The 21,396-nt window shown below is 73.5% G+C and carries 22 protein-coding genes; 6 read left to right on the plus strand and 16 right to left on the minus strand.

Features of this window, described 5'->3' with window-relative positions; genetic code table 11:
- Nucleotides 1-52: 52 nt before the first annotated feature.
- The 6 genes from ACZ4TG_RS35525 to ACZ4TG_RS35550 form a co-directional block, all read right to left on the minus strand.
- Nucleotides 53-328 (minus strand): hypothetical protein, encoded by a 276-nt coding sequence (locus tag ACZ4TG_RS35525; RefSeq protein ID WP_468171619.1) that lies wholly within the window; start codon nt 326-328, stop codon nt 53-55.
- A 156-nt stretch (nt 329-484) separates the two neighbouring features.
- Nucleotides 485-1,336, minus strand: coding sequence for a LytR/AlgR family response regulator transcription factor (locus ACZ4TG_RS35530; RefSeq protein WP_468171622.1), 852 nt, complete (start codon nt 1,334-1,336; stop codon nt 485-487).
- Nucleotides 1,337-1,467: 131 nt separating this feature from the next.
- A complete protein-coding gene (locus tag ACZ4TG_RS35535) occupies nt 1,468-2,421 on the minus strand; it encodes an SCO0930 family lipoprotein (protein WP_468171851.1) in 954 nt (317 codons plus the stop codon).
- Nucleotides 2,422-2,537: 116 nt separating this feature from the next.
- Nucleotides 2,538-3,560: a GDSL-type esterase/lipase family protein gene (locus tag ACZ4TG_RS35540; RefSeq protein ID WP_468171625.1), complete on the minus strand. Its 1,023-nt coding sequence runs from the start codon at nt 3,558-3,560 to the stop codon at nt 2,538-2,540.
- Complete coding sequence (locus ACZ4TG_RS35545; RefSeq protein ID WP_468171628.1) at nt 3,557-4,546, minus strand: SDR family NAD(P)-dependent oxidoreductase; 990 nt, start codon at nt 4,544-4,546, stop codon at nt 3,557-3,559. Before ACZ4TG_RS35545 ends, ACZ4TG_RS35540 begins: the two co-directional genes overlap by 4 nt.
- Nucleotides 4,543-5,667 (minus strand): LLM class flavin-dependent oxidoreductase, encoded by a 1,125-nt coding sequence (locus ACZ4TG_RS35550; RefSeq protein WP_468171631.1) that lies wholly within the window; start codon nt 5,665-5,667, stop codon nt 4,543-4,545. Before ACZ4TG_RS35550 ends, ACZ4TG_RS35545 begins: the two co-directional genes overlap by 4 nt.
- A 312-nt stretch (nt 5,668-5,979) precedes the next feature.
- On the opposite strand from ACZ4TG_RS35550, the gene ACZ4TG_RS35555 reads away from it, so the two are divergent.
- Both ACZ4TG_RS35555 and ACZ4TG_RS35560 read left to right on the plus strand, forming a co-directional pair.
- Nucleotides 5,980-7,434 (plus strand): amino acid permease, encoded by a 1,455-nt coding sequence (locus ACZ4TG_RS35555; RefSeq protein WP_468171634.1) that lies wholly within the window; start codon nt 5,980-5,982, stop codon nt 7,432-7,434.
- A gap of 10 nt (nt 7,435-7,444) precedes the next feature.
- The gene (locus ACZ4TG_RS35560) at nt 7,445-7,900 is read left to right on the plus strand and encodes an Lrp/AsnC family transcriptional regulator (protein ID WP_030388502.1); all 456 of its coding nucleotides are present in this window, start codon (nt 7,445-7,447) and stop codon (nt 7,898-7,900) included.
- Between the two features lie 89 nt (nt 7,901-7,989).
- Here ACZ4TG_RS35560 and ACZ4TG_RS35565 read toward each other — a convergent pair whose 3' ends face one another.
- From ACZ4TG_RS35565 to ACZ4TG_RS35590, 6 genes are all read right to left on the minus strand, one after another.
- Nucleotides 7,990-8,283 (minus strand): WhiB family transcriptional regulator, encoded by a 294-nt coding sequence (locus ACZ4TG_RS35565; protein WP_468171638.1) that lies wholly within the window; start codon nt 8,281-8,283, stop codon nt 7,990-7,992.
- Between the two features lie 92 nt (nt 8,284-8,375).
- Nucleotides 8,376-9,545: an LLM class flavin-dependent oxidoreductase gene (locus ACZ4TG_RS35570; protein WP_468171641.1), complete on the minus strand. Its 1,170-nt coding sequence runs from the start codon at nt 9,543-9,545 to the stop codon at nt 8,376-8,378.
- Between the two features lie 46 nt (nt 9,546-9,591).
- Complete coding sequence (locus ACZ4TG_RS35575) at nt 9,592-10,959, minus strand: NtaA/DmoA family FMN-dependent monooxygenase (protein ID WP_468171644.1); 1,368 nt, start codon at nt 10,957-10,959, stop codon at nt 9,592-9,594.
- 19 nt (nt 10,960-10,978) lie between these two features.
- Nucleotides 10,979-12,151: an LLM class flavin-dependent oxidoreductase gene (locus ACZ4TG_RS35580; RefSeq protein ID WP_468171647.1), complete on the minus strand. Its 1,173-nt coding sequence runs from the start codon at nt 12,149-12,151 to the stop codon at nt 10,979-10,981.
- 64 nt (nt 12,152-12,215) lie between these two features.
- Entirely contained in the window at nt 12,216-12,338 is a 123-nt protein-coding gene (locus tag ACZ4TG_RS35585) for a putative leader peptide (protein ID WP_468171650.1), read from the minus strand.
- Between the two features lie 72 nt (nt 12,339-12,410).
- Nucleotides 12,411-13,121 (minus strand): GNAT family N-acetyltransferase, encoded by a 711-nt coding sequence (locus ACZ4TG_RS35590; RefSeq protein WP_468171653.1) that lies wholly within the window; start codon nt 13,119-13,121, stop codon nt 12,411-12,413.
- A gap of 46 nt (nt 13,122-13,167) precedes the next feature.
- Between ACZ4TG_RS35590 and ACZ4TG_RS35595 the strand changes: the two genes are divergently transcribed.
- The 4 genes from ACZ4TG_RS35595 to ACZ4TG_RS35610 all read left to right on the plus strand — a co-directional run bounded on the left by ACZ4TG_RS35595 (nt 13,168) and on the right by ACZ4TG_RS35610 (nt 17,166).
- Complete coding sequence (locus ACZ4TG_RS35595; RefSeq protein WP_468171656.1) at nt 13,168-13,395, plus strand: hypothetical protein; 228 nt, start codon at nt 13,168-13,170, stop codon at nt 13,393-13,395.
- 427 nt (nt 13,396-13,822) lie between these two features.
- The gene (locus tag ACZ4TG_RS35600) at nt 13,823-14,452 is read left to right on the plus strand and encodes a glutathione S-transferase family protein (protein ID WP_468171659.1); all 630 of its coding nucleotides are present in this window, start codon (nt 13,823-13,825) and stop codon (nt 14,450-14,452) included.
- Nucleotides 14,453-14,608: 156 nt separating this feature from the next.
- Nucleotides 14,609-15,409, plus strand: a complete 801-nt coding sequence (locus tag ACZ4TG_RS35605) for a carbon-nitrogen hydrolase family protein (RefSeq protein WP_468171662.1) — start codon at nt 14,609-14,611, stop codon at nt 15,407-15,409.
- Nucleotides 15,410-15,468: 59 nt separating this feature from the next.
- Nucleotides 15,469-17,166, plus strand: a complete 1,698-nt coding sequence (locus ACZ4TG_RS35610) for a flavin monoamine oxidase family protein (RefSeq protein ID WP_468171665.1) — start codon at nt 15,469-15,471, stop codon at nt 17,164-17,166.
- Nucleotides 17,167-17,242: 76 nt separating this feature from the next.
- Here ACZ4TG_RS35610 and ACZ4TG_RS35615 read toward each other — a convergent pair whose 3' ends face one another.
- The 4 genes from ACZ4TG_RS35615 to ACZ4TG_RS35630 form a co-directional block, all read right to left on the minus strand.
- Nucleotides 17,243-17,827: a hypothetical protein gene (locus ACZ4TG_RS35615; protein ID WP_468171668.1), complete on the minus strand. Its 585-nt coding sequence runs from the start codon at nt 17,825-17,827 to the stop codon at nt 17,243-17,245.
- 42 nt (nt 17,828-17,869) lie between these two features.
- Entirely contained in the window at nt 17,870-18,511 is a 642-nt protein-coding gene (locus tag ACZ4TG_RS35620) for a DUF5995 family protein (protein ID WP_468171671.1), read from the minus strand.
- A 136-nt stretch (nt 18,512-18,647) separates the two neighbouring features.
- Nucleotides 18,648-20,054, minus strand: coding sequence for a uracil-xanthine permease family protein (locus ACZ4TG_RS35625; protein ID WP_468171854.1), 1,407 nt, complete (start codon nt 20,052-20,054; stop codon nt 18,648-18,650).
- Nucleotides 20,055-20,132: 78 nt separating this feature from the next.
- Nucleotides 20,133-21,347, minus strand: a complete 1,215-nt coding sequence (locus tag ACZ4TG_RS35630; protein WP_468171674.1) for an MFS transporter — start codon at nt 21,345-21,347, stop codon at nt 20,133-20,135.
- Between the last annotated feature and the right edge of the window lie 49 nt (nt 21,348-21,396).

The following is a 21,396-nucleotide window of genomic DNA, read 5'->3' on the forward strand; positions in this document are numbered from 1 at the left end:
GCCGCCCGCCGGGTCACACCGCCGGGTCACACCACAGGGTCACACCGCGGGATCACACCGCCGGGTCGCGGTGCTCCGCGCAGTCGCGCAGCGCGATCTCCAGCTCCACGTACGACTGCTCCGCGCGCCGGAAGGCCAGCGTCAGGGCCGCCTCGGCGCGGGGCGGCAGCTGCTGGCGGGCGCCGTCCTGGGCCTCGTACAGCACATCGGCCCAGCGGGCGGCCGCGCTGCGCAGCCGGGCCAGCAGGGCCTCGGCCTCGGCGGGACCGGCGGGCCGGGTCCGGGGCAGTCCGGTCAGCGCGTCCAGCAGCGCCTGGATCTCGGACAACCGTTGCTCCTCCCACGCCGGAAGATCCACGATACGCGCGGGTGGACGGCGCGGAAGCCGCCGCGGCCACCGCTGCGGCCGAAGGGCCCGACGGATCGCCGTACGCCCGTCCCGGAGCGACGAACGGCCGCGACGGGCGGTGAGCGGTCCCGGGTGTCAGCCGGTGGCCTGGCGCATCAGCAGATCGCGGAGCTCGCGCGCGTGGCGGCGGCTGACCTGGAGTTCCGCCGAACCGACCCGGACACTCGTCGTGCCCGCGTCCAGGCGCAGCTCGTCGATGCGGCCCAGCGCCACCAGGTGCCGGCGGTGGATCCGGACGAACCCGCGCGCCGCCCAGCGCTCCTCCAGCGTGGACAGCGGGATCCGCACCAGGTGGCTGCCCTCGTCCGTGTGGAGCCGGGCGTAGTCGCCCTGGGCCTCGACGTACGCGATGTCCGCGATCGCCACGAACCGGGTGACCCCGCCCAGTTCGACGGCGATCTGGTCCGGGCTGCGCTCGGCGACGGTGACCCCGGTGGCCGGCCGGCGCTGTACGGGCACGGTCGCGGCGGCCGGAGCCGGAGCCCGGACCGCCGCGGCGGAGGCCGGGAGTTCCGCCGCCGGGGGCTCCTCCACCCGGCCGAGCTGCGCGCTGGCCCGGCGGACGGCCTCGGCCAGCCGCTCCGGGCGCACGGGCTTGAGTACGTAGTCCACCGCTTTGAGGTCGAAGGCCTGCACGGCGAAACCCTCGTGGGCGGTGACGAACACGATCAGCGGGGGCCGCGCGAACCCGGCCAGCAGCCGGGCGATGTCCAGCCCGGTCAGCCCGGCCATGTGGATGTCGAGGAAGACCACGTCGATGCCGTCGGCGCCGTCCGGCCCGGTCTCCAGCGCCCGGGTGATCCGGCGCAGGGCCTCGGTGGCGTCCGAGGCGCCTTCGGCACTGCGCACCCGCGGGTCGGAACGCAGCAGGTAGAGGAGTTCCTCGAGCAGGGGCTTCTCGTCGTCGACGGCCAGTACGCGCAGCATGGGGCCGAGTCTAGGTTCCGCCTCGCCCACGGGGAACGGGGCGTGGACAAGGGGCGTGGACATGGGGCGCGGCCCCTGCCCGGGGGGAGGGAGGCAGGGGCCGCGCGTTCGTGATGGCTTCCGGGAGGGGCCTACTGGACGGTGATGAGCTTGCCGTCGGGGGCCACGGCGTACCAGGTGCCGCCGACGCCCTGGCCGTTGGTGTCGCCCGCCTTCTTGTCGCCGGTGAAGGTGTAGACGGGCCAGCAGTTCACCGTCTGCTGCTTCTTGCCGTCGGGGCGGTCCAGGACCAGGTAGTTCTTTTCGATGATGCCCTTGGCGTTGGCCTTGTCCACCGGGGGGACGACCGGCCACTTGGCCACGCAGTCGCCCTCGCACTTGGAGACCATGGGCCACGCGGTGTCCGGCTTGAAGCGGTAGACCGTCATGCCGTTGCCGTCGACGATGTGCTCGCCGAGCTTGGGGTCCTTCGCCACGGTCAGCGCGCCCGAGGCCTCGCCCGCACCGGCGGGGGCGGGGGCGGGAGCCGCCTTCGCGGCCTTCTTGCCGTCCGGCGCGGCCGCGAACCAGGTGCCGCCGACGCCCTGCCCCTTGGTGTCGCCCGCCTTGGTGTCCTTGCTGAAGCGGTACACCGGCCAGCCCGCCACCGTCAGCTGCTTGCTGCCGTCGGTCCGGACCACCTCGCCCAGCAGCGACGCGTCCATGCCCGCGGCGGCCGTCGCGTCGCCCGCGGCGACCACGGGCCAGGTCTTCGCGCAGTCCCCGTCGCAGTTCGACTTCGGCGGCTTGGCGGTGTCCTTGTCGAAGCGGTACAGGGTGAAACCGGCGCTGTCGGTGAGCACCGAGCCGAGCTGCTCGTTGGAGGCGATCGCCAGCTGCCCGGCGGGCTTGGCGCCGGCGGCGCTCGCGGGGTCCGCGGCGGAGGCCGCCGGGTCGGCGCCGTAGGAGTCCGCCGCGGGAGCCTGGGAGGCGGCGCCGGCCGGCTGGGTGTTGCCGGCCGCCTTGTCGGTCCCGCCACAGGCCGTCGCCGTAAGGACGACGGCAACTGCCACGGCGGCCAGGGTGGTTCCGCGCTTGATGCCCATCTTGATCTCTCCCACGTGTGGTGTCTGCCGGTCCGTCGCCGGAGCGTCGGCAACTTGTGCAGGACACGTCGTGGGGGGAGCTCTCTGTTCAGCCCGGGCGGTGTGTCGTCTTTCACCTACCCCGCGTCGAACCCGGCCCGGCGCAGGGCCGTGACCACAGCGAGGCCGAGAACCTGGTGCCCCTTGTCGTCGGGGTGCAGTCCGTCGGCCAGGTGCTCCGGTCCCAGCAGGTCACGGCCCGGCAGCAGGGCCAGCCGGCCGTCCCCGGCGGCGATCCGGTCGCGGGTGGCGCGCTCCATGGCGTCGCGCAGGGCGCCCAGGGTGGCGCCGAGCCGGTTCGGGGTGCGCTCGGCGTCCGGTCGCAGCACCGGGGACAGGAGCAGCAGGGGGGTGTGCGGATGCCCCTGCCGGATCAAGTCGAGGAACGCGCGCGTGGTCTCGTAGAGCATCGGCGCGGAAAAGGGCACGCGGGACCAGCAGTTGGTGCCGAAGGCGAGCGTGAGGACATCGGCGGGGAGTCCGGCGAGCTGTTCGGCGGTGGCGAGTTCCCCGCGGGCGGCTCCCGCGTAGCCGATGTTGACGGTGTCCCAGCCCAGCGCCCGCCCGGCGACCGCGGGCCAGCCGTGGGCGGGCCGGGTGGACCACCAGCCCTCGGTGATGGAGTCGCCGTGCACCACCCAGCGCGGTGCCGTCGGGGCGGGGGTCACGGGGCCGCCGATCCCGCGCACGCCGAGGATCGTCGGGGACTGGGCCTCGGGCGGGTGGACGGTGAACGGACCGCGCTGCCGGGGGATCTCGATGCGTACGACGGCTTCCGGGGCGGGCTCGGTGAAGACCTCGGTGAGCATCCCGTGCCGGTTCCACAGGGCGAACCCGTGCGCGAGGTCGCGCAGCGCGTCGGTGGGGCCGGGCACGGTCGCCCGGTAGCGGATCTCCACCGCGTGCGCCGACTCGGTGGTGAACTCCAGCCGCACGCCTATGGGCAGGGTGGCCCGCTCGCCGGTGTCCCAGGGCAGCCGCATGGTGTCCGCCGGGTCGGCGCGCACCGGCCGGCCCTCGTCCAGCCAGGCGACACCCCGCAGGAAGGGTCCGGGGTCCAGCCACCGCTCGTCCGCGTACAGCGGGATCACCACGCTCACTCGGCGCCTCCGATCGTCGGGTAGGGGAACTTCACGCCTACCCCGCCGTCGACCACCAGCGTCTGCCCCGTCACGTACGAGGACAGCGGCGAGGCGAGGAAGTACAGGGCGGCCGCGATGTCCGCGGTCTCGGCGACCCGGCCCAGCGGGGAGTTCTCCGCGTTGCGCCGCCGCCCCTCGGGACCGAGGAGGGAGGCGACCCGCGGCGTCCACACCACACCCGGGGCCACCGCGTTCACGCGTACCCCGCGCGGGCCCAGTTCGATCGCCGCGGAGCGCACCAATGACATCAGCCCGGCCTTCGCGGCCCCGTACGCGGCGTGCAGCGGGGCGGCGGTCAGCCCGGAGACGGAGGCGACGAAGACCAGCGGGCCGCCCCCGGCGGCGGCCACGGCCCCGCCGCCGTACTGGACGGCCAGCCAGGCGTGCCGCGGCACCAGGTCGAAGTGCCAGGCCCAGCCCGCGTCGTCCAGGTCGGGCAGGGCCGCGTACCGGGCCATGCCCACGATGTCGACCACCCCGCCGACCGGACCGCCGAGCAGCCCGGGCGCCTCGGCGAAGAGGGTGCGCACCGCCTCGCGGCGGGTGACGTCGGCGGCGTACGGCAGGCTCCCGGTCTCGGCGGCCACCGCCCGTGCGCGCTCCGCGTCCACGTCCACGCACAGCAGCCGGGCGCCGCCGGCGGCCAGGGCGTGGGCGGTCTGCCGGCCGATGCCGTTGCCCGCGCCGAGCAGCACGAGGCGTCGGCCGTCGAGGCGGTGCAGGGCGGCGTAGTCGGGGACGGGGGAGGTGTCGGGGGGCTCGCGGGTGCCGCCGGTGGTGCCGGTCCGCCTGGTGCCGTCGGTACCGTCGGTGCCGTCGGTACCGTCGGTCCGGCCGTCCGAGGTGCCGTCGGTCCGGCCTTCCGAGGTGCCGTCGGTGCCGTCGGCCCGGCCCGCGGAGGTGGCGTCGGCCGGGGTGGCGTCGGCCGGGGTCGCGCCCGTCATGCCGGGGTCGTCCGGGGCCGGTAGCGGGCCAGCTCCGGGATGACTTCCTTCCCGAGGATCTCGATGGTCCGCAGGATCTCCCGGTGCTCCAGGTACCCCCACTGGACGTAGCAGATCAGCTGGTCCACGCCGAGGTCCGCGTACCGCCGGGCCTTGGCGACGATCGTTTCCGCGTCCCCGATCAGGATCATGTCCCCCTCGTCGAACTCCCGTACCGGCACGTTCCCCCCGAGGATCGGGCCGAGCAGCGGGAAGGCCCGCTCGCGCTCCCGCTCGTCCAGGTGTGGCAGTTCCCAGTCGAGGGTGAACCGCGCGAGGTTGGAGTACCACCAGGCCACGGAGTCCCACACGCGGGGGCCCGGCTGCGCGTGCGGCGGCGTCGCGTGGACCAGGGTGTAGGCGCTGACCCGGTTCGTGGTGACGTCGGTGAGCGGCCGCGGGGTCCGGGCGGCCTCCCGGTACGCGGCCACCTGCCGGGCCATGGCCTCCAGCGGCTGCATGATCGAGAACGAGAGCAGCCCCAGCCCGTGGGCCCCCGCGACCTCCGCCGAGCCGGGGGAGGTCGCCGCCATCCAGGCGGGCGGGTGGGGGTCCTGCACGGGCTTGGGGGTGACCATCCGGCGCGGGAAGCGGAAGCGCTCGGACTCGTACGCGAAGTACTCCTCGCGCCACATTCCGGTCACGATCCCGATCGCCTCGCGCCAGTCGTCCCGGGACCTCTCCCGGTCCACCCCGAAGGCCGCCTGCTCCATGGGCGTGGAGCGGCCGGTGCCCCACTCCACGCGGCCCCCGGACAGCAGGTCCACCGTGGCCACCTTCTCCGCGATGCGCTGCGGCGGGGTGAAGCCGAAGGGGGTCAGCGTCACGCCGAAGCCGAGCCGGATCCGCTCGGTGAGCCCCGCCAGGTGCCCCAGGAGCACCTCGGGGGCCGGGCAGTGCGAGCGGCCTTCGCGGAAGTGGTGCTCCACGGCCCAGACCGTGCGGAAGCCCATCCGGTCGGCGAGCCGGATCTGCTCCACCGCCTCCCGGTAGGCGCGCTGCTCGGCGGCCCGCTGCCCGTGCGGATGGGCGCCGGGCCAGGGCCGCGGCACGTCTATCTCGTAGAGCACGTCCAGATCCATGGCGGCACGCTGCGGCAGATCTGACGAAGTGTCAAGAAACTCGTCCGGAGGGGGTCGCGCAGTGATCGATCGTCCCCGCGCAACAAAGGACCATTGCGGGCAGATCCGCGCAACGATCGTGCGCCAATGTGCAAGGATGGTGCATTACGGGCGGTATCCCTCAGCTCGTAGGCTCACTCGCTGTACGTGGAGTGGCGCGGACCGCCTGCTCGGCGGTCCCCCATGCCCAGGCTGGCTCCTGCCCGCCTGCTCCTGCTCCGGACCGCTGCGGTCGATGCCTTATCCCCACCCGCAGTGTCAAAGGAGTCACCCGTGCTCGAAACCGGCCAGGCGCCACCGCTCACGTCCGAGCCCAGTAGGCCCGTCCACCCGCTGATGCGCCGCAAGCCCGTCGAGCAGCTCGTCGCCGAAGGCGGCCAGGGCGAGGGCGGCTCGCTGCGCCGCTCGCTCACCATGTGGCAGCTGACGATGATCAGCATCGGCGCCACCCTGGGTACCGGCATCTTCGTCGTCCTCGGCACCGCGGCCCCCAAGGCCGGCCCCGCCGTGACGATCTCCTTCGTCATCGCGGGCCTGACCGCCCTGTTCTCGGCGCTCTCCTACGCGGAGCTGGCCGGATCGGTCCCGGTCTCCGGGTCCTCGTACTCGTACTCCTACGCCACCATGGGCGAGCTCGTCGCCTGGATCTGCGGCTGGTGCCTGGTCCTGGAGTACGGCGTGTCCGTGGCGGCGGTCGCCGTCGGCTGGGGCGAGTACCTCAACGAGCTCCTCGACGGGACCATAGGCATCACCATCCCCGAGCAGGTCTCCGCGCCCCTCGGCGACGGCGGCTTCATCAACCTGCCGGCGCTGGTCGTGGTCCTGCTCGCGATGGTCTTCCTGATGCGCGGCGCCAAGGAGAGCGCCCGGGTCAACTCGATCATGGTCGGCGTGAAGATCGTCACCCTGCTGCTCTTCATCGGCATCGGCTTCATGGGCATCAAGGCCGGCAACTACGCCCCGCTCGCCCCGCTCGGCGTCACCGGCATCAGCGCCGCCGCCTCCACGCTCTTCTTCTCGTACATCGGCTTCGACGCCGCCTCCACCGCCGGTGAAGAGGCCAAGAACCCCAAGCGGGATCTGCCCCGCGCGATCATGCTCTCGCTGCTGATCGTCACCGTGCTGTACGTGCTGGTCGCCTTCGTCGCCGTCGGCGCCATGCCGTGGCAGGACTTCGAGGGCACCGAGGCCGCGCTCGCGCAGATCATGACCGACGTCTCCGGCCACACCTTCTGGGGCGTCGTCCTCGCCGCCGGCGCCGTCGTCGCCATCGCCTCCGTCGTCTTCGCCGTGCTCTACGGCCAGACCCGCATCCTCTTCGCCATGTCCCGCGACGGCCTCGTCCCCAAGGTCTTCGCCAAGGTCAACCCGAAGACCGGCGCGCCCCGCGCCAATGTGGTGATCGTCTCCCTCTTCTGCGGAGCCCTCGCGGCCTTCATCCCGCTCGGCAAGCTGGCCGACGCCACCAGCATCGGCACGCTCTTCGCCTTCGGCCTGGTCAACGTCGCCGTCATCATCCTGCGCAGGACCCGCCCGGACATGCCGCGCACCTTCAAGGTGGCGCTCTTCCCGATCACCCCGATCCTCGGTGTGATCGCCTGCGGCTACATGATGTTCAGCCTCGATACCGCCACGTGGATCGTTTTCGGTGGCTGGATGGCCGCTGGCCTCGTGTTCTACTTCCTGTACGGCATCCGCCGCTCCCGACTGGCCACAGCAGAGAAGTGATCCACCCGCAGTGCGACTGAACGATCTCGACGAACGCATCGTGCACGCCCTCGCCGAGGACGCCCGACGTTCCTACGCGGACATCGGCTCCGAGGTCGGGCTCTCCGCTCCCGCCGTCAAGCGGCGCGTCGACCGGCTGCGCGCCGAAGGAGCCATCACGGGCTTCACGGTCCGCGTGGACCCCGCCGCCATGGGCTGGGAGACCGAGGGCTTCATCGAGATCTACTGTCGCCACAACACCTCGCCGGACGACATCCGGCGAGGACTGGAGCGCTACCCCGAGGTGGTGGCCGCGTCGACCGTCACGGGCGACGCGGACGCCCTCGTCCAGGTCTTCGCCTCCGACATGCGCCACTTCGAGCGGGTGCTGGAGCGGATCGCGGGCGAGCCCTTCGTGGAGCGCACCAAGTCGGTCCTGGTCCTCTCGCCGCTGCTGCGCCGCTTCACCTCGGGCGCGCCGGCATAACGGCAGGCACACGCAACGGGCCGGACGCGTCGACGCGTCCGGCCCGTTGCGGCGTTTGCGGGGAGTGCCGCTGCTCCCGAAGAGACGGCCTAGACGTGAGCGGGAGTGCGCCGCCGGCCCAGGAGGGAGTGGCGTTCCTCCTCGGTCAGGCCGCCCCAGACCCCGAAGGACTCACGGGTGCGCAGCGCGTGCTCCAGGCAGGCCGCGCGCACCGGGCATCCGGCGCAGACCCGCTTGGCGGCCTCGTCGCGTTCCTCGCGGTCCTCACCCCGCTCACCGGCGGGATGGAAGAACCGCCCCGGCCCCAGGCTCCGGCAGGCCGCGTGCTCCTGCCACTGCCAGTGGTGCTCGGCGGGTCCGGGCAGCCGGGAGACGTCGGTCATGGCAGGTCCTTTCCATGGAGTACGTGGGTTCCTCCGCGTGTGACCGCTCCCCGCACCCTGAAACCCGCCCGGACGTAAGGGCCGTAGGACGATCACTGCCGCCGGGCCCACTCCTCCGCCAGCAGCCGGTACGAGCGCACCCGGTCCGCGTGGCCGTGCGTGATCGTGGTGATCAGCAGCTCGTCCGCGCCCGTGGCCTCCTGGAGCCGCTCCAGGTGGTCGGCCACCGTCGCGGCCGACCCCACGAACTGGGTCTCCACCCGGTCGGCGACCAGCGCGTGGTCCGCCGCCGACCAGGCCGCGGTCAGCTTCCGGGCCTGCGCCGGGGTGGGGAAGGGGATCGCGCCCTCGGCCGTACGGATGCTGCGCACCCACGGCCCGTACCCGGCCGCCAGCTCGCGCGCCGCCGCGTCGTCCTCGGCGACCACGACATCGGCGGACACGGTCAGGTACGGCCGGTCCAGCTCCGCGGACGGCTTGAAGGCCGCCCGGTAGCCCTCGGCCGCCTCCAGCACGCTCGCCGGGCTGACGTGGTAGTTCGCCGCGAACCGCAGCCCGTTCCCGCCGGCCGCCTCCGCGCTCACCCCGCCGCTGCTGCCGAGGATCCACACCTGGAGGTCCGCCCCCTCGCCGGGCACGGCGTGCGCCTCCACCCCCTCGGCCGACCGGTACTCGCCGCGCAGCAGGGCCAGTACGTCGCCCACCTGCTCGGCGTAGTCCTGCGGGCGGGCCCCCGGCAGGTTCAGCAGCTGCCGCTGGAGGGCCACCCGGGGGTGGCCCAGGAGCTGCTCGAAGGAGAAGCGGGGCGGGATCCGCAGCCCGTTCTCCGTCGTGTAGCCGCCCTCCGCCGCGGCGGGAGCCTCGGGAGCCTCGGCAGCGGGGGAAGCCGCCCCGGGAGCCTGCGCCGGCCGCTGCGGGGGGCGTCCCGCCGAGCGGCCCAGTCCCAGGTCGAGCCGCCCCGGGTGCAGGGCGTCGATCAGGCCGAACTCCTCGACCGTGGACAGGGCAGTGCGGTGGCCGAGCTGCACCGCGCCCGAACCGATCCGGATCGTGGAGGTCGCGGCGGCGGTCAGCGCCAGCACGACGGCCGGCGAGGTCCCGGCCACACCCGGGTTCAGGTGGTGCTCGGCGAACCAGTAGCGGGCGTAGCCGAGCCGCTCGGTCTGCCGGGCCAGGTCGATGCTGTTGCGCAGCGCCTCGGCGGCGGTGGAACCGGACGTGATCGGTACGAGGTCCAGGACCCCGAGCGGGATGCCGGGCATGGTTGTCCTCCTCAGCGGTCGGGGGTCGGCGGTCGGGGCGGGCGGGTCAGCGGTCCGCGGCGGCGAGCACGCGGGGCGTCTCCAGCCCGAGGTGGTCGCGCAGGGTCGGGCCCGCGTACTCGCGGCGGAACACCCCGCGCTCCTGGAGCAGCGGCACGACGGTGTCCGCGAACGCGTCGAGCCCGCCCGGAGTGAGGTGGGGCACGAGGATGAACCCGTCGGCCGCGTCCTGCTGCACCAGGTCGTTGATGGACCGGGCGACCGTGGCGGCCGAGCCGACGAAGTTCTGCCGGCCGGTGGTCTCGATCACCAGCTCCCGGATCGACAGGTTCCGGGCGGCGGCCAGCTCCCGCCACTCCTTGGCCACCGCCAGCGGGTCGCGGTTCATCCGCACGCTGGCCCGCCCGAGCGCGATGGTGTTCTCACCGGGGTCCGGGTCGATCTCCGGCAGCGGCCCGTCCGGGTCGTAGCCGGACAGGTCCCGGTTCCAGACGTGCTCCAGGTACTTGATCGCGGTGGCCCCGCTGACCTGCTTGAGCCGCACCTCCCTGGCCAGCTCCCGCGCGTCCGCGTCGGTGTCCCCGAGGACGAAGGTGGCCGCGGGCAGGATCTTCAGCTGGTCCGGGGTCCGGCCGTACCGGGCCAGGCGGCCCTTGACGTCGGCGTAGAAGGCCCGGCCCGCGTCCAGGGTGCTGTGCCGGCCGAAGATCGCGTCGGCGTCGGCCGCCGCGAACTCCCGGCCCTCGTCCGAGTCGCCCGCCTGGAAGATCACCGGCCGGCCCTGCGGGCTGCGCGGCACGTTGAACCGCCCCGAGATGTCGAACTGCTTCCCCCGGTGGACGAACGCCCCCGCGCCCGCGTCCCGCAGGAAGGTCCCGGAGACCGGGTCGGCCGCCACCTCGCCGCCGTCCCACGAGTCGAACAGCTCGTGCGCCGTGGCGAGGAACTCCCGCGCCCGCTCGTACCGTTCCTCACGGGGCAGGAAGCCGCCGCGCCGGAAGTTCTCCCCCGTGAAGGCGTCCCAGGAGGTCACCACGTTCCAGGCGGCCCGGCCGCCCGACAGGTGGTCGAGGCTGGCGAACTGGCGGGCCACCTCGTACGGCTCGTTGAAGGTGGAGTTGATGGTGCCGGTCAGCCCGAGGTGTTCGGTGACGGCCGCCAGCGCGGCCAGCACCGTGAAGGTGTCGGGACGCCCGACCACGTCCAAGTCGTAGATCTGCCCGCCCTGTTCCCGCAGCCGCAGACCCTCGGCGAGGAAGAGGAAGTCGAACTTGGCCCGCTCCGCCGTCCGCGCGAAGTGGACGAACGAGCTGAACTCGATGTGGCTCCCGGCCGCCGGATCGCTCCAGACGGTGGTGTTGTTGACGCCGGGGAAGTGTGCGGCGAGGTGGATCTGCTTGAGCGGCTTGCTCATGACGGTCGGTCCTTCCGGCTCAGACGTGGGCGTACCGGCTGGCCGGGCGGGAGAGCCCGAGCAGACCGCGCAGGGTGGAGGAAGCCTCGTAGGACCGCCGGAAGGCGCCCCGCCGCTGCAACTCGGGCACCAGGCCCCGGGTGATCGCCGGGAGGTCGCGGGCCAGCACCCCGGGCCGCAGCCGGAAGCCCGACAGCCCGGCCGCACGCCACTCCAGCAGCAGATCGGCCAGCTCCGCGGGGGTCCCGGTGAAGACCCGGGCGTCACTCGTGTACGCGGCCCCGTGCACGGAATCCAGCCGCTGGAGGCGCCGCGCCGCGGCCCCCGGAGCCTCGTCCAGGAAGACGGCCAGCTCCCCGAAGACGTGCAGCGGCTCCTCCGCGCGCCCGGCCGCCTCCCGGGCCTGCCGGATCCCCGCGACGGCCTCCGCGGCCTGGCCGGCGTCGTGCGGGGTCACGTACCCCACGTCGGCGGCCCGAGCGAGCAGCTCGTACCCGCCGGAGTCCGGGGCGAGCGCGCTCACGGGCGGCCGGCCCTGCGGGGGCCGCGGGGTGATGGACGGGCCCTTGACGCTGAAGTGCCGTCCCTCGAAGCCGATGTAGTGGAGCTTGGTCCGGTCCACGAAGCGGCCCGTGGCCACGTCCCGGACCTCGGCGTCGTCCTCCCAGCTGTCCCACAGCCGCCGCACCACCTCGATGTGGTCGGCCGCCTCCCCGTACAGCTCACCGACGGACAGCGCCAGCGGGTCGCGGCGGCCGAAGTGCCGTGCCTCGTCGGCCCTCCGGGAGATCTGGACGCGCAGCCCGGCGCGCCCGCCGCTGACGTAGTCGAGGGTGGCCACGGCCTTGGAGACGTGGAAGGGCTCCGTATGGGTGGCGACCACGCTCGGCACCAGTCCGATGTGCCGGCTCAGCGGCGCCACCCGGGCCGCCACCAGCACCGCGTCGAGCCGTCCGCGCACCAGGTCGGTGCGCCCGTCGGCCTCGGCCGGGTCGGTGGACTGCAGGCTCAGCGAGTCCTCGAAGGTGACGAAGTCCAGCAGCCCGGACTCCGCCTCGGCGACCAGGTCCGCCCAGTAGGCGGCGGTGAACAACTCGCCCGGCCGTGAACCGGGTTCGCGCCAGGCGGCGGGATGCCAGCCCGCGCCGTCGAGGGCGACGGCGAGATGGACCGTGGCGGGGTGTGCGGGCATGGCTGTGCTGCCTTCCTGATCGGGGAGTGCCGACGGAATCCCGGCACGGGGACGGAAAAGCCGATCAGGAACAACAGAGCGCGGCGGCGACCCGCTCCAGGTCGATGTGGGTCCGGGAGTGCAGCCGGACCAGCCCGCGCGGGGCGAGCCGGGGGGTGGGGCGGTCGCCCGCGTGCTGCGTTCCCACCGCCACCCCCCTGTTCATCGCTACCCACCCCGAAGCTACGGGAGCCGACGGGGCCACTCAATGAACCCCGTGTTAAGCCTTCTTTTCGTCGTCCGGGGTGAGCAGCCCGATGAACACCGGCTCGCGGCGCAGGACGAAGCCCATCGACCGGTACAGCCGGATGGCGTTCACGTTGCCCGCCGCGGCGTGCAGGAAGGGGAGGTCCCCGCGCTCGCGGATACCGGCGGCCACGGCGCGGACCAGCCGTTCGGCCAGGCCCCTGCCCCGGTGGTCGGGGTGCGTGCACACCGCGCTGATCTCCGTCCAGCCCGGCGGCCGCATCCGCTCCCCGGCCATCGCGATCAGCCGCCCCTCCTGCCGGATCCCGAGGTACGTGCCCAGCTCGACCGTGCGGGGCAGGAAGGGCCCCGGCTCGGTCAGCCCGACCAGGGCCAGCATCTCGGGTACGTCGGCGGGCCCGAGGCGGACCGCCTCGGGCGCGGCCTCGGCCCGTACCGCACTGCCCTCCAGCTGGACGCCCGGGATGGACAGCACCGTCCGCCAGCCGGCGGGCGGGGTCGGCAGCCCCGTCAGCCAGACCTCCGAGCCCGGCCCGGCCAGCTCGGCGAGATCCGCCCAGGCGAGCGGGTCGCCCGGGTCGTCGACGGCGGCGAAGGGGTTCGCCTGCGGCAGGTAGTGCGCCGCGCGCCCGGCGGTGACGGCGAAGTCGCGGTGCGGTCCGCTCAGGGCGGCCCAGACCGGATTGTCGAGGGGATGTGTGCCGGGGCCCGTGTCGGGGGACATGAGGTGCGGGGGATCCTTCCGGTCGGATGCGCGGGATCGTCGGTTCGTGACCGCCTTCTTGACGGCCTCGCGCGGCACCGTGAAACTGCGGGGGACGCTCAGCACCGTCAGCGCCCGCGACGGGCGGGTTTATGCCCCGAGGACAGGGATGGGATCGGTGGAGATGGCCCGGACACCAGGCGCGGTGGCACACCCCCTCCGCCGCTGGTGGCTGACCCGGCGCCTGCACATCGACCTCCTGCGCGTCTGCAGCGCCTTCGCCGCGCGGTCCTGAGCCGCGCCGTCCTGAGCGCGCCGTCCTGAGCCGCCCGGCCCGGCCGCTCCGGTTCTGCCGTTCCGGCCCGCCGCCCCCTCGCCGCGCGCCTGCGCCCACGCCCCGCCGCCCGGCCCCGTCGTTCCGCCACGCCTCCGGCGTGCCCAGCCGTGCCCGTGCGCACCCCGGCGCGCCCGCCCGGGGCCGGGTCCGGGCGGCGGCGGGCCTCGCGGCGGCGGGCCTCGCGGGGGCGGGCAAGGCCGCCCCCCGGCCCCGAGCCGCCACACGGCGGCCGGAGGGCCCCGCGCCCCGCGCCCCCGCGCAGGGCGACTCCAGCCGCGCCCGCGTCACGGGAGCGGGATCCGGCCGAGCCCCGACAGCCCGGGGCCGCTCGCCCGGCGGCCCCGCACCGATCACACCCCGCCCCCGGCGGTACAGAAGGAGAGCCATGCTCCAGATGGTCCTGCCCCGCACGGCCCCCGTTCCCGCCCCCCGCGGCCGCATCGGCGCCGGCTTCTCGCCCGTGCCCCGCCGCTACCACCTCTACCTCTCCGCCGGCTGTCCCCGCTCCCTGCGGGTGACCACCGCCCTCGCCCTGCTCGGCCTCACCGGCTCCGTCGGCACCACCGTGCTCGGCGACCCCGCCTCCCACGCGGCCCTCCGCGCCGCGTACGAGGCCGCCGGCCACCACTACGACGGCACCCTCACCGTGCCGGCCCTCTGCGACACCTGGAGCGGCCGCGTCGTCAGCAACCACACCCCCGACATCCTCGACGACCTCGCCGTCGGCCTCGCGGGCCGCCCGGACCTGGCCCCGCCCGTCCCCACCGCGCACGCCGAGGCCGTCCGCACGCTGCTCGACGAGGCCGCCCCGCGGGCCGAGCGGGCCGCGGCCCTCGGCCTGCTGGAGTGCCTGCTCGACCGGCACCCGTACGTCCTGGGCGACCGGCCGACCATCGCCGACGTGGACCTGTGGGTGGCGCTGCGGGACCCCGGCGCATCGACCGGAGCGGGCCAGTCCGTACGCTCGTACCTGCGCCGCCTCCGCGCGCTCCCGGCCTTCCGCGCCGGCGAGTAAAGGGCAGCGGAGGGGGTCCGCGCAACGAATCGCCGTTCGGCCCGTCGAACACGCAACGAATCGATGCTCCGAGCGCAACGGTGACGGCTTGTCCCGGCCGAACGCGCGAACGTACCGTCTAATGACCCCCTCCCCACCTGTCACAGAGGTACGCCCATGCCCCCGCTGCGCACCGCCCTCCTCCAGAGCTCCGGACGGCTCGGCGACACCGCCGAGAACCTCAAGGCGCTCGACGAGGCCGCGGCCCGCGCCGCACAGAGCGGGGCCGGGCTCCTCGTGACCTCGGAGATGTTCCTGACCGGCTACGCGCTGGACCTCCAGGACATCCCCGGGCTCGCCGAAGCGGCCGACGGCCCGTCCGCCGTCGCCATCGGAGAGATCGCCCGCCGCCACGGCGTCGCCGTCCTGTACGGCTACCCGGAGCGGTCGGGCGAGGCCGTCTTCAACTCCGCGCAGCTCATCGGAGCCGACGGGACCGCGCTCGCGAACTACCGCAAGACGCACCTCTTCGGCTGCTTCGAGCAGGACGCCTTCACGCCCGGCGACACCCCCGTCGTCCAGGCGGACCTCGGCGGCCTCCGCATCGGCATCATGATCTGCTACGACGTGGAGTTCCCCGAGAACGTCCGCGCGCACGCCCTGGCCGGGACCGACCTCCTCCTGGTCCCGACCGCGCAGATGCACCCGTTCCAGTTCGTCGCCGAGCAGCTGGTCCCCGTACGGGCCTTCGAGAACCAGATGTACATCGCGTACGTCAACCGCACCGGTCCCGAGGGCGAGTTCGAGTTCGTCGGCCTCAGCTGCCTGGCCGCCCCCGACGGGGTCACCCGGACCCGGGCCGGCCGCGGCGAGGAGCTGGTGATCGGCGAAGCCGATCCCGAGCTGCTGCGGGCCTCGCGCGAGACGAACCCGTACCTGCGCGACCGCCGCCCCGGGCTCTACGCCTCCCTCGTCTGAGCCCTCCCCTCCCCGCCCCCCCTCACCTGCCGCAGTCCGTTCGCAAGGAGCCGTACCCCATGACGTCCACGGTGCCCACCACCGCCGTCCCGCACAGCGACGGACAGCCCCCGATCACCATGTTCGGCCCGGACTTCCCGTACGCGTACGACGACTTCCTGGCCCACCCCGCGGGCCTGGGCCAGATACCGGCGACCGAGCTCGGCACCGAGGTCGCCGTCATCGGCGGCGGGCTGTCCGGCATCATCTCCGCGTACGAGCTGATGAAGATGGGCCTCAAGCCCGTCGTGTACGAGGCCGACCAGATCGGCGGCCGGCTGCGCACCGTCGGCTTCGAGGGCGCGGGCACCGAGGGCCTGACCGCGGAGATGGGCGCCATGCGCTTCCCGCCGTCCTCCACGGCCCTCCAGCACTACATCGACCTCGTCGGCCTGGTCACGGAGCCCTTCCCGAACCCGCTCGCCGAGTCCACCCCCTCCACGGTCGTCGACCTCAAGGGCGAGACGCACTACGCCGAGACCATCGCGGACCTCCCGCAGATCTACCGCGACGTGTCCGCCGCCTGGAACGCCTGCCTCGACGAGGGCGCCGACTTCTCCGACATGAACACCGCGATGCGCGAGCGGGACGTCCCGCGCATCCGCGAGATCTGGGCGAAGCTCGTCGAGAAGCTCGACGACGAGACCTTCTACGGGTTCCTCTGCAAGTCCGAGGCCTTCCAGTCCTTCCGCAAGCGCGAGATCTTCGGCCAGGTCGGCTTCGGCACCGGCGGCTGGGACACCGACTTCCCGAACTCCATCCTGGAGATCCTGCGCGTCGTCTACACCGAGGCGGACGACCACCACCGCGGCATCGTCGGCGGCTCGCAGCAGCTGCCGCTGCGCCTGTGGGAGCGCGAGCCCGAGAAGATCGTCCACTGGGCCCAGGGCACCTCGCTGTCCTCCCTGCACGAGGGCACCCCGCGCCCGGCGGTCACCCGCCTGCACCGCACGGCGGGCAACCGCATCACGGTCACCGACGCCACCGGCGACATCCGTACGTACCGTGCCGCGATCTTCACCGCCCAGTCCTGGATGCTGCTGTCGAAGATCGCGTGCGACGACACGCTCTTCCCGATCGACCACTGGACGGCGATCGAGCGCACCCACTACATGGAGTCCAGCAAGCTCTTCATCCCGGTCGACCGCCCGTTCTGGCTCGACAAGGACGAGGAGACGGGCCGCGACGTCATGTCGATGACCCTCACGGACCGCATGACGCGCGGCACGTACCTGCTGGACAACGGCCCGGACCAGCCGGCCGTCATCTGCCTCTCGTACACCTGGTGCGACGACAGCCTGAAGTGGCTGCCGCTGTCCGCGAACGAGCGGATGGAGGTCATGCTGAAGTCCCTCGGCGAGATCTACCCGAAGGTCGACATCCGGCGCCACATCATCGGCAACCCGGTGACCGTGTCCTGGGAGAACGAGCCCTACTTCATGGGCGCGTTCAAGGCGAACCTGCCGGGCCACTACCGCTACCAGCGGCGCCTGTTCACCCACTTCATGCAGGACCGCCTCCCCGAGGACAAGCGCGGCATCTTCCTCGCGGGCGACGACATCTCCTGGACGGCGGGCTGGGCCGAGGGCGCGGTCCAGACGGCGCTCAACGCGGTCTGGGGCGTCATGCACCACCTCGGCGGCTCCACGGACGCCACCAACCCCGGCCCGGGCGACGTCTACGACGAGATCGCCCCGGTCGAACTCCCCGAGGACTGATCCCCCGGGACCCACGGCCACGGGCCGCCCCCGCGCGAACAGCGCGGTGGCGGCCCGTTCTCATGCCCCCGGCGGTTCACACGTCGTCGCCGTGCCAGACGGCGTTCCAGCGCCGGGCCCGGGCGATCCGCAGATGCAGGTCCGCGGCGGCCGGCTCCCGGCCCAGCCCGTACCCGCAGTGCGCGCACAGCCGGTACACCGCGTAGCCGTTGCCCCAGCTCAGGCTCCCGCGGTCGGCCTCGCACACCGGACAGCCCGGACCGGCGTACTCGCGGGCCCGCTGGATCCGCGGCATCACCCCGGACAGCGGTCCGAGCGGGTGGAACTCCAGGTTCGGGCACGGCACCCAGGCGCGCGGCTGCGGCGGCTTCGGCTGCCGGATCCCCGCCCGCTTCTGTGCCCGGCGCCGCTCCTGCCAGTCCAGGACGTACGGCACCCAGATCTGCCGGGCGGCGTGCAGTTCCTCCACCGCCCGCACCAGCGACCGCGGGTCGTCGGCCGGGTCCCGCGGGATGCCGGCGCTGCCGCGCAGGTGGTGGAAGGTCGCGCGCAGCCCGTACGGGGCGAACTCCGTCAGGCAGGTGCGCAGTGCGGACAACCGCCGGTAGGCCGGGAGCGCGGTGTCGTGCACCCGTAGGCGGTGCGTGGCGAAGCTGGTCATCCGGGGAGCCTAGGCGGCCCTGCGCCCCTGGTCACCGGGGTTTCAGCCCCGCGGGGTCAGCAGGCAGCGGCCGACGAGTCCGACGCCGGCGTCGAGGGAGTCCTCGAACTCCTCGGCCAGGTCGGGGGAGCGGCGCAGGGTCCACAGCAGCCGGGCGGCCGCCCAGGCGCCCGCGCGGGCGCGCTCCAGGCTCCACGAGCCGACCAGGTGCGTCAGCGGGTCGGCGATCTCCAGCAGGTCCGGGCCCGGCATCAGGTCCTCCCGGATCCGCTCCTCCAGGGAGACCAGGGTGTCACCGACCCGGTCGAAGTCCGCTTCGAGGGCTGCCGGTTCGCAGTCGAGGTGCCGGCAGGTGGAGACCACGGCCAGCGCCAGGTCATGGCCGATGTGCGCGTTGATCCCGGCCAGCGCGTGCTGGAGCGGCCGGATGCCGGGGTGGCGGCGGTACTGGAGCAGCGGACGCCAGCAGGCCGGGGCCCGGTCGGCCTCCACCGCCGCCAGGTACCGCTCGGCGAAGCGCACGCTGAGGGTCTGCGCCCGGCGCGGTGCGGGGAACGCCCCGTGGGAGATCCGCTCGTGCAGGGTCTGCGTCACCGTCAGGTAGACCCGGTTGAAGACGGCCACACCGTCCTGCGCGGGCAGCCTCTCGTCCAGGGCGCGCATCCGCGCGAGCACCGCTTCCATGTCAGGCAGCGTCGCAGGCGGGACGCGCCGTGTGGGGAACTTGGCCGCAGGCTTCCCCGGTTCGGGCGAAACCCCGTCAACCCCGCTTGTCTCCGCCCGCCGCATGCGGGCCGGGCGGTGCGGGGGAGCGGAGGCGCTACCGCGACGGCGGGGGAGCGTCGTCCGGGCCGGATCCGTCGTCGTAGGCGGAGGTGCCCGAGTCGAGCAGCGGTTCCTGCTGCTTCAGGTGCGCCGGGGCGAAGTAGCGCAGCGCGTGGTAGCCGGTGATCACCACGATCGTGCCGAGCGCGATGCCGCCCAGCTCGAAGCTGTCGGTGATCTGCAGCTTGACCCCGCCGATGCCGATGATGATGCCCGCCGCGGCCGGTACCAGGTTCAGCGGATTGCGCAGGTCCACCCGGCCGCTCTGCCAGATCTGCGCACCGAGCAGGCCGATCATGCCGTACAGGATGACGGTGATGCCGCCCAGCACCCCACCCGGGATCGCGGCGACGACCGCGCCGAACTTCGGGCACAGGCCGAAGAGCAGGGCGAAGCCGGCCGCAGCCCAGTACGCGGCCGTCGAGTAGACGCGGGTGGCGGCCATGACGCCGATGTTCTCGGAGTACGTGGTGTTCGGCGGGCCGCCGACCGCGGTGGACAGCATGGACGCCGCGCCGTCGGCGGCGATGGCGGTGCCGAGCTGGTCGTCCAGCGGATCGCCGGTCATCTCGCCGACGGCCTTGATGTGCCCGGCGTTCTCGGCGATCAGGGCGATCACCACCGGCAGCGCGATCAGGATCGCCGACCATTCGAAGGCCGGCGCGTGGAAGGCCGGCAGGCCGATCCAGTCGGACGTGGCGACCCCGGAGAGGTCGAGCCGCCAGTGGTCCACCGCCTCCGGGCCGCCCGTGGTCGAGTGGATCTTGCCGAAGGCCAGGTCGAAGATCCAGGAGATCCCGTATCCGAAGACCAGGCCCAGGAAGATCGCGATCCGCGACCAGAAGCCGCGCAGGCAGACCACGGCCAGTCCGGTGAACAGCATCGTCAGCAGCGCGGTCCACTGGTCCTGCGGCCAGTACGTGGACGCGGTCACCGGCGCCAGGTTGAAGCCGATCAGCATGACGACCGCGCCCGTGACCACCGGAGGCATCGCCGCGTGGATGATCCGGGCGCCGAACCGCTGCACCGCCAGACCCGCCAGGAAGAGCGCCACGCCGACCACGAACACCGCGCCCGTGACCACCGCGCTGTCCCCGCCGCCCGCCCGGATCGCCGCCGCGACCCCGACGAAGGAGAGCGAACAGCCCAGGTACGAGGGGACCCGGCCGCGGGTCGCGAGCAGGAAGATGACCGTCGCGACACCGGACATCATGATGGCCAGGTTCGGGTCCAGGCCCATCAGGACCGGCGCCACGAAACTCGCGCCGAACATGGCCACGACATGCTGGGCGCCGAGCCCGGCGGTGCGCGGCCACGAGAGCCGCTCCTCCGGCCGTACCACCGCTCCGGGAGCCGGGGTCCGCCCGTCTCCGTGCAGGGTCCAGCGCACGCCGAGGCCCATGTCCCACCACTTCCGTTTCGCCGACCGGTCAAGCATCCGGGCCGCACCGCGGAGGAACCGCGTGAGCCAGCCGATATATTACGGCCGGATTCCAGCGGATTCGTCCCGATCGGCAGGGGCGGCTGCGCCCGCCACGGGCTTCTGCCGCAGTACGGCGGCCCCCGCCACGAGCGCGAACGCCAGCAGGGTGACCAGCCCGAAGGAGATCACGAGCGAGGTCGCGTCCGCCACCGCGCCGATCGCCGACGGCGCGATCAGGCCCGAGGTGTACGTGATCGTCGCGACACCGGCGATGGCCTGCGCGGGTGCCGGACCGCTGCGCGCCGCCGCCGCGAAGGCCAGCGGGACCACCACGGCGATGCCGAGCCCGATCAGCGCGAAGCCGGCCAGGGCCGCCGCCGGATGCCGGGCGACGACCACCAGCAGCCCGCCCAGAGTGGCGAGTACGCCGCCCGCGCGGACCGTGCGCACCGGGCCGAAGCGGTCCACGACCCGGTCCCCGGCGAGCCGGGCGACGGCCATCGTCAGCGCGAACGCCGTCGTGGAGGCCGCCGCCAGGCCCGCGTCCGTGTCGAGCACGTCCCGCAGGTACACGGCGGACCAGTCCAGGCTGGCGCCCTCCGCGAAGACCGCGCAGAAGCCGATCGCGCCGATCAGCAGGGCCGACTTCGGCGGCAGCGCGAAGTGCGGGGGCGCCTCGGCGTCCTCGGCGCTCCGCAGGTCCAGCACCCCGCGTACGGCGACCAGCCCGGCCGCGGTCAGGGCGAGCGCGGCGACCAGGTGGTGCAGCCGGGCGTCGGCCCCGGTGTGCGCGGCGACGGTGCCGGCCGCCGAACCGACGAGCGCGCCCACGCTCCACATGCCGTGCAGGGAGGACATGATCGAGCGGCCCAGCCGGTTCTCGGTCTCCACGCCGAGCGCGTTCATCGCCACGTCCGCCATGCCCGAGGTGGCTCCGTAGACGAACAGGGCGAAGCAGAGGGTCGCGAGGTTCGGGGCGAGGCTCGGCAGGATGAGGGAGAGGGTCCACAGTGCCAGGAGCCCCCGCAGGGCGGTGCGGGCACCGAACCGGTGGTTGATCCGCCCGGCCAGCGGCATCGCGAGCGCCGCGCCGAGTGCGGGGAAGGCCAGGGCGAGACCCAGGGTGCCAGCGCTGAGCTGGGCGTGCTCCTGGATCCAGGGGATGCGGGTGGCGAACGATCCGGTGACGGCGCCGTGGGCGCAGAAGACGGCGGCTATCGCGAAGCGGGCATGGCGCAGTCGCGCCGGGCTGAGGTCGGTTTCCCCGGTCATGACACGTAAACTATCAGGGACCCTGCCTGATGGTTAATGCTCTGGAGCT

This window comes from Streptomyces sp. NPDC028314, assembly GCF_055565795.1.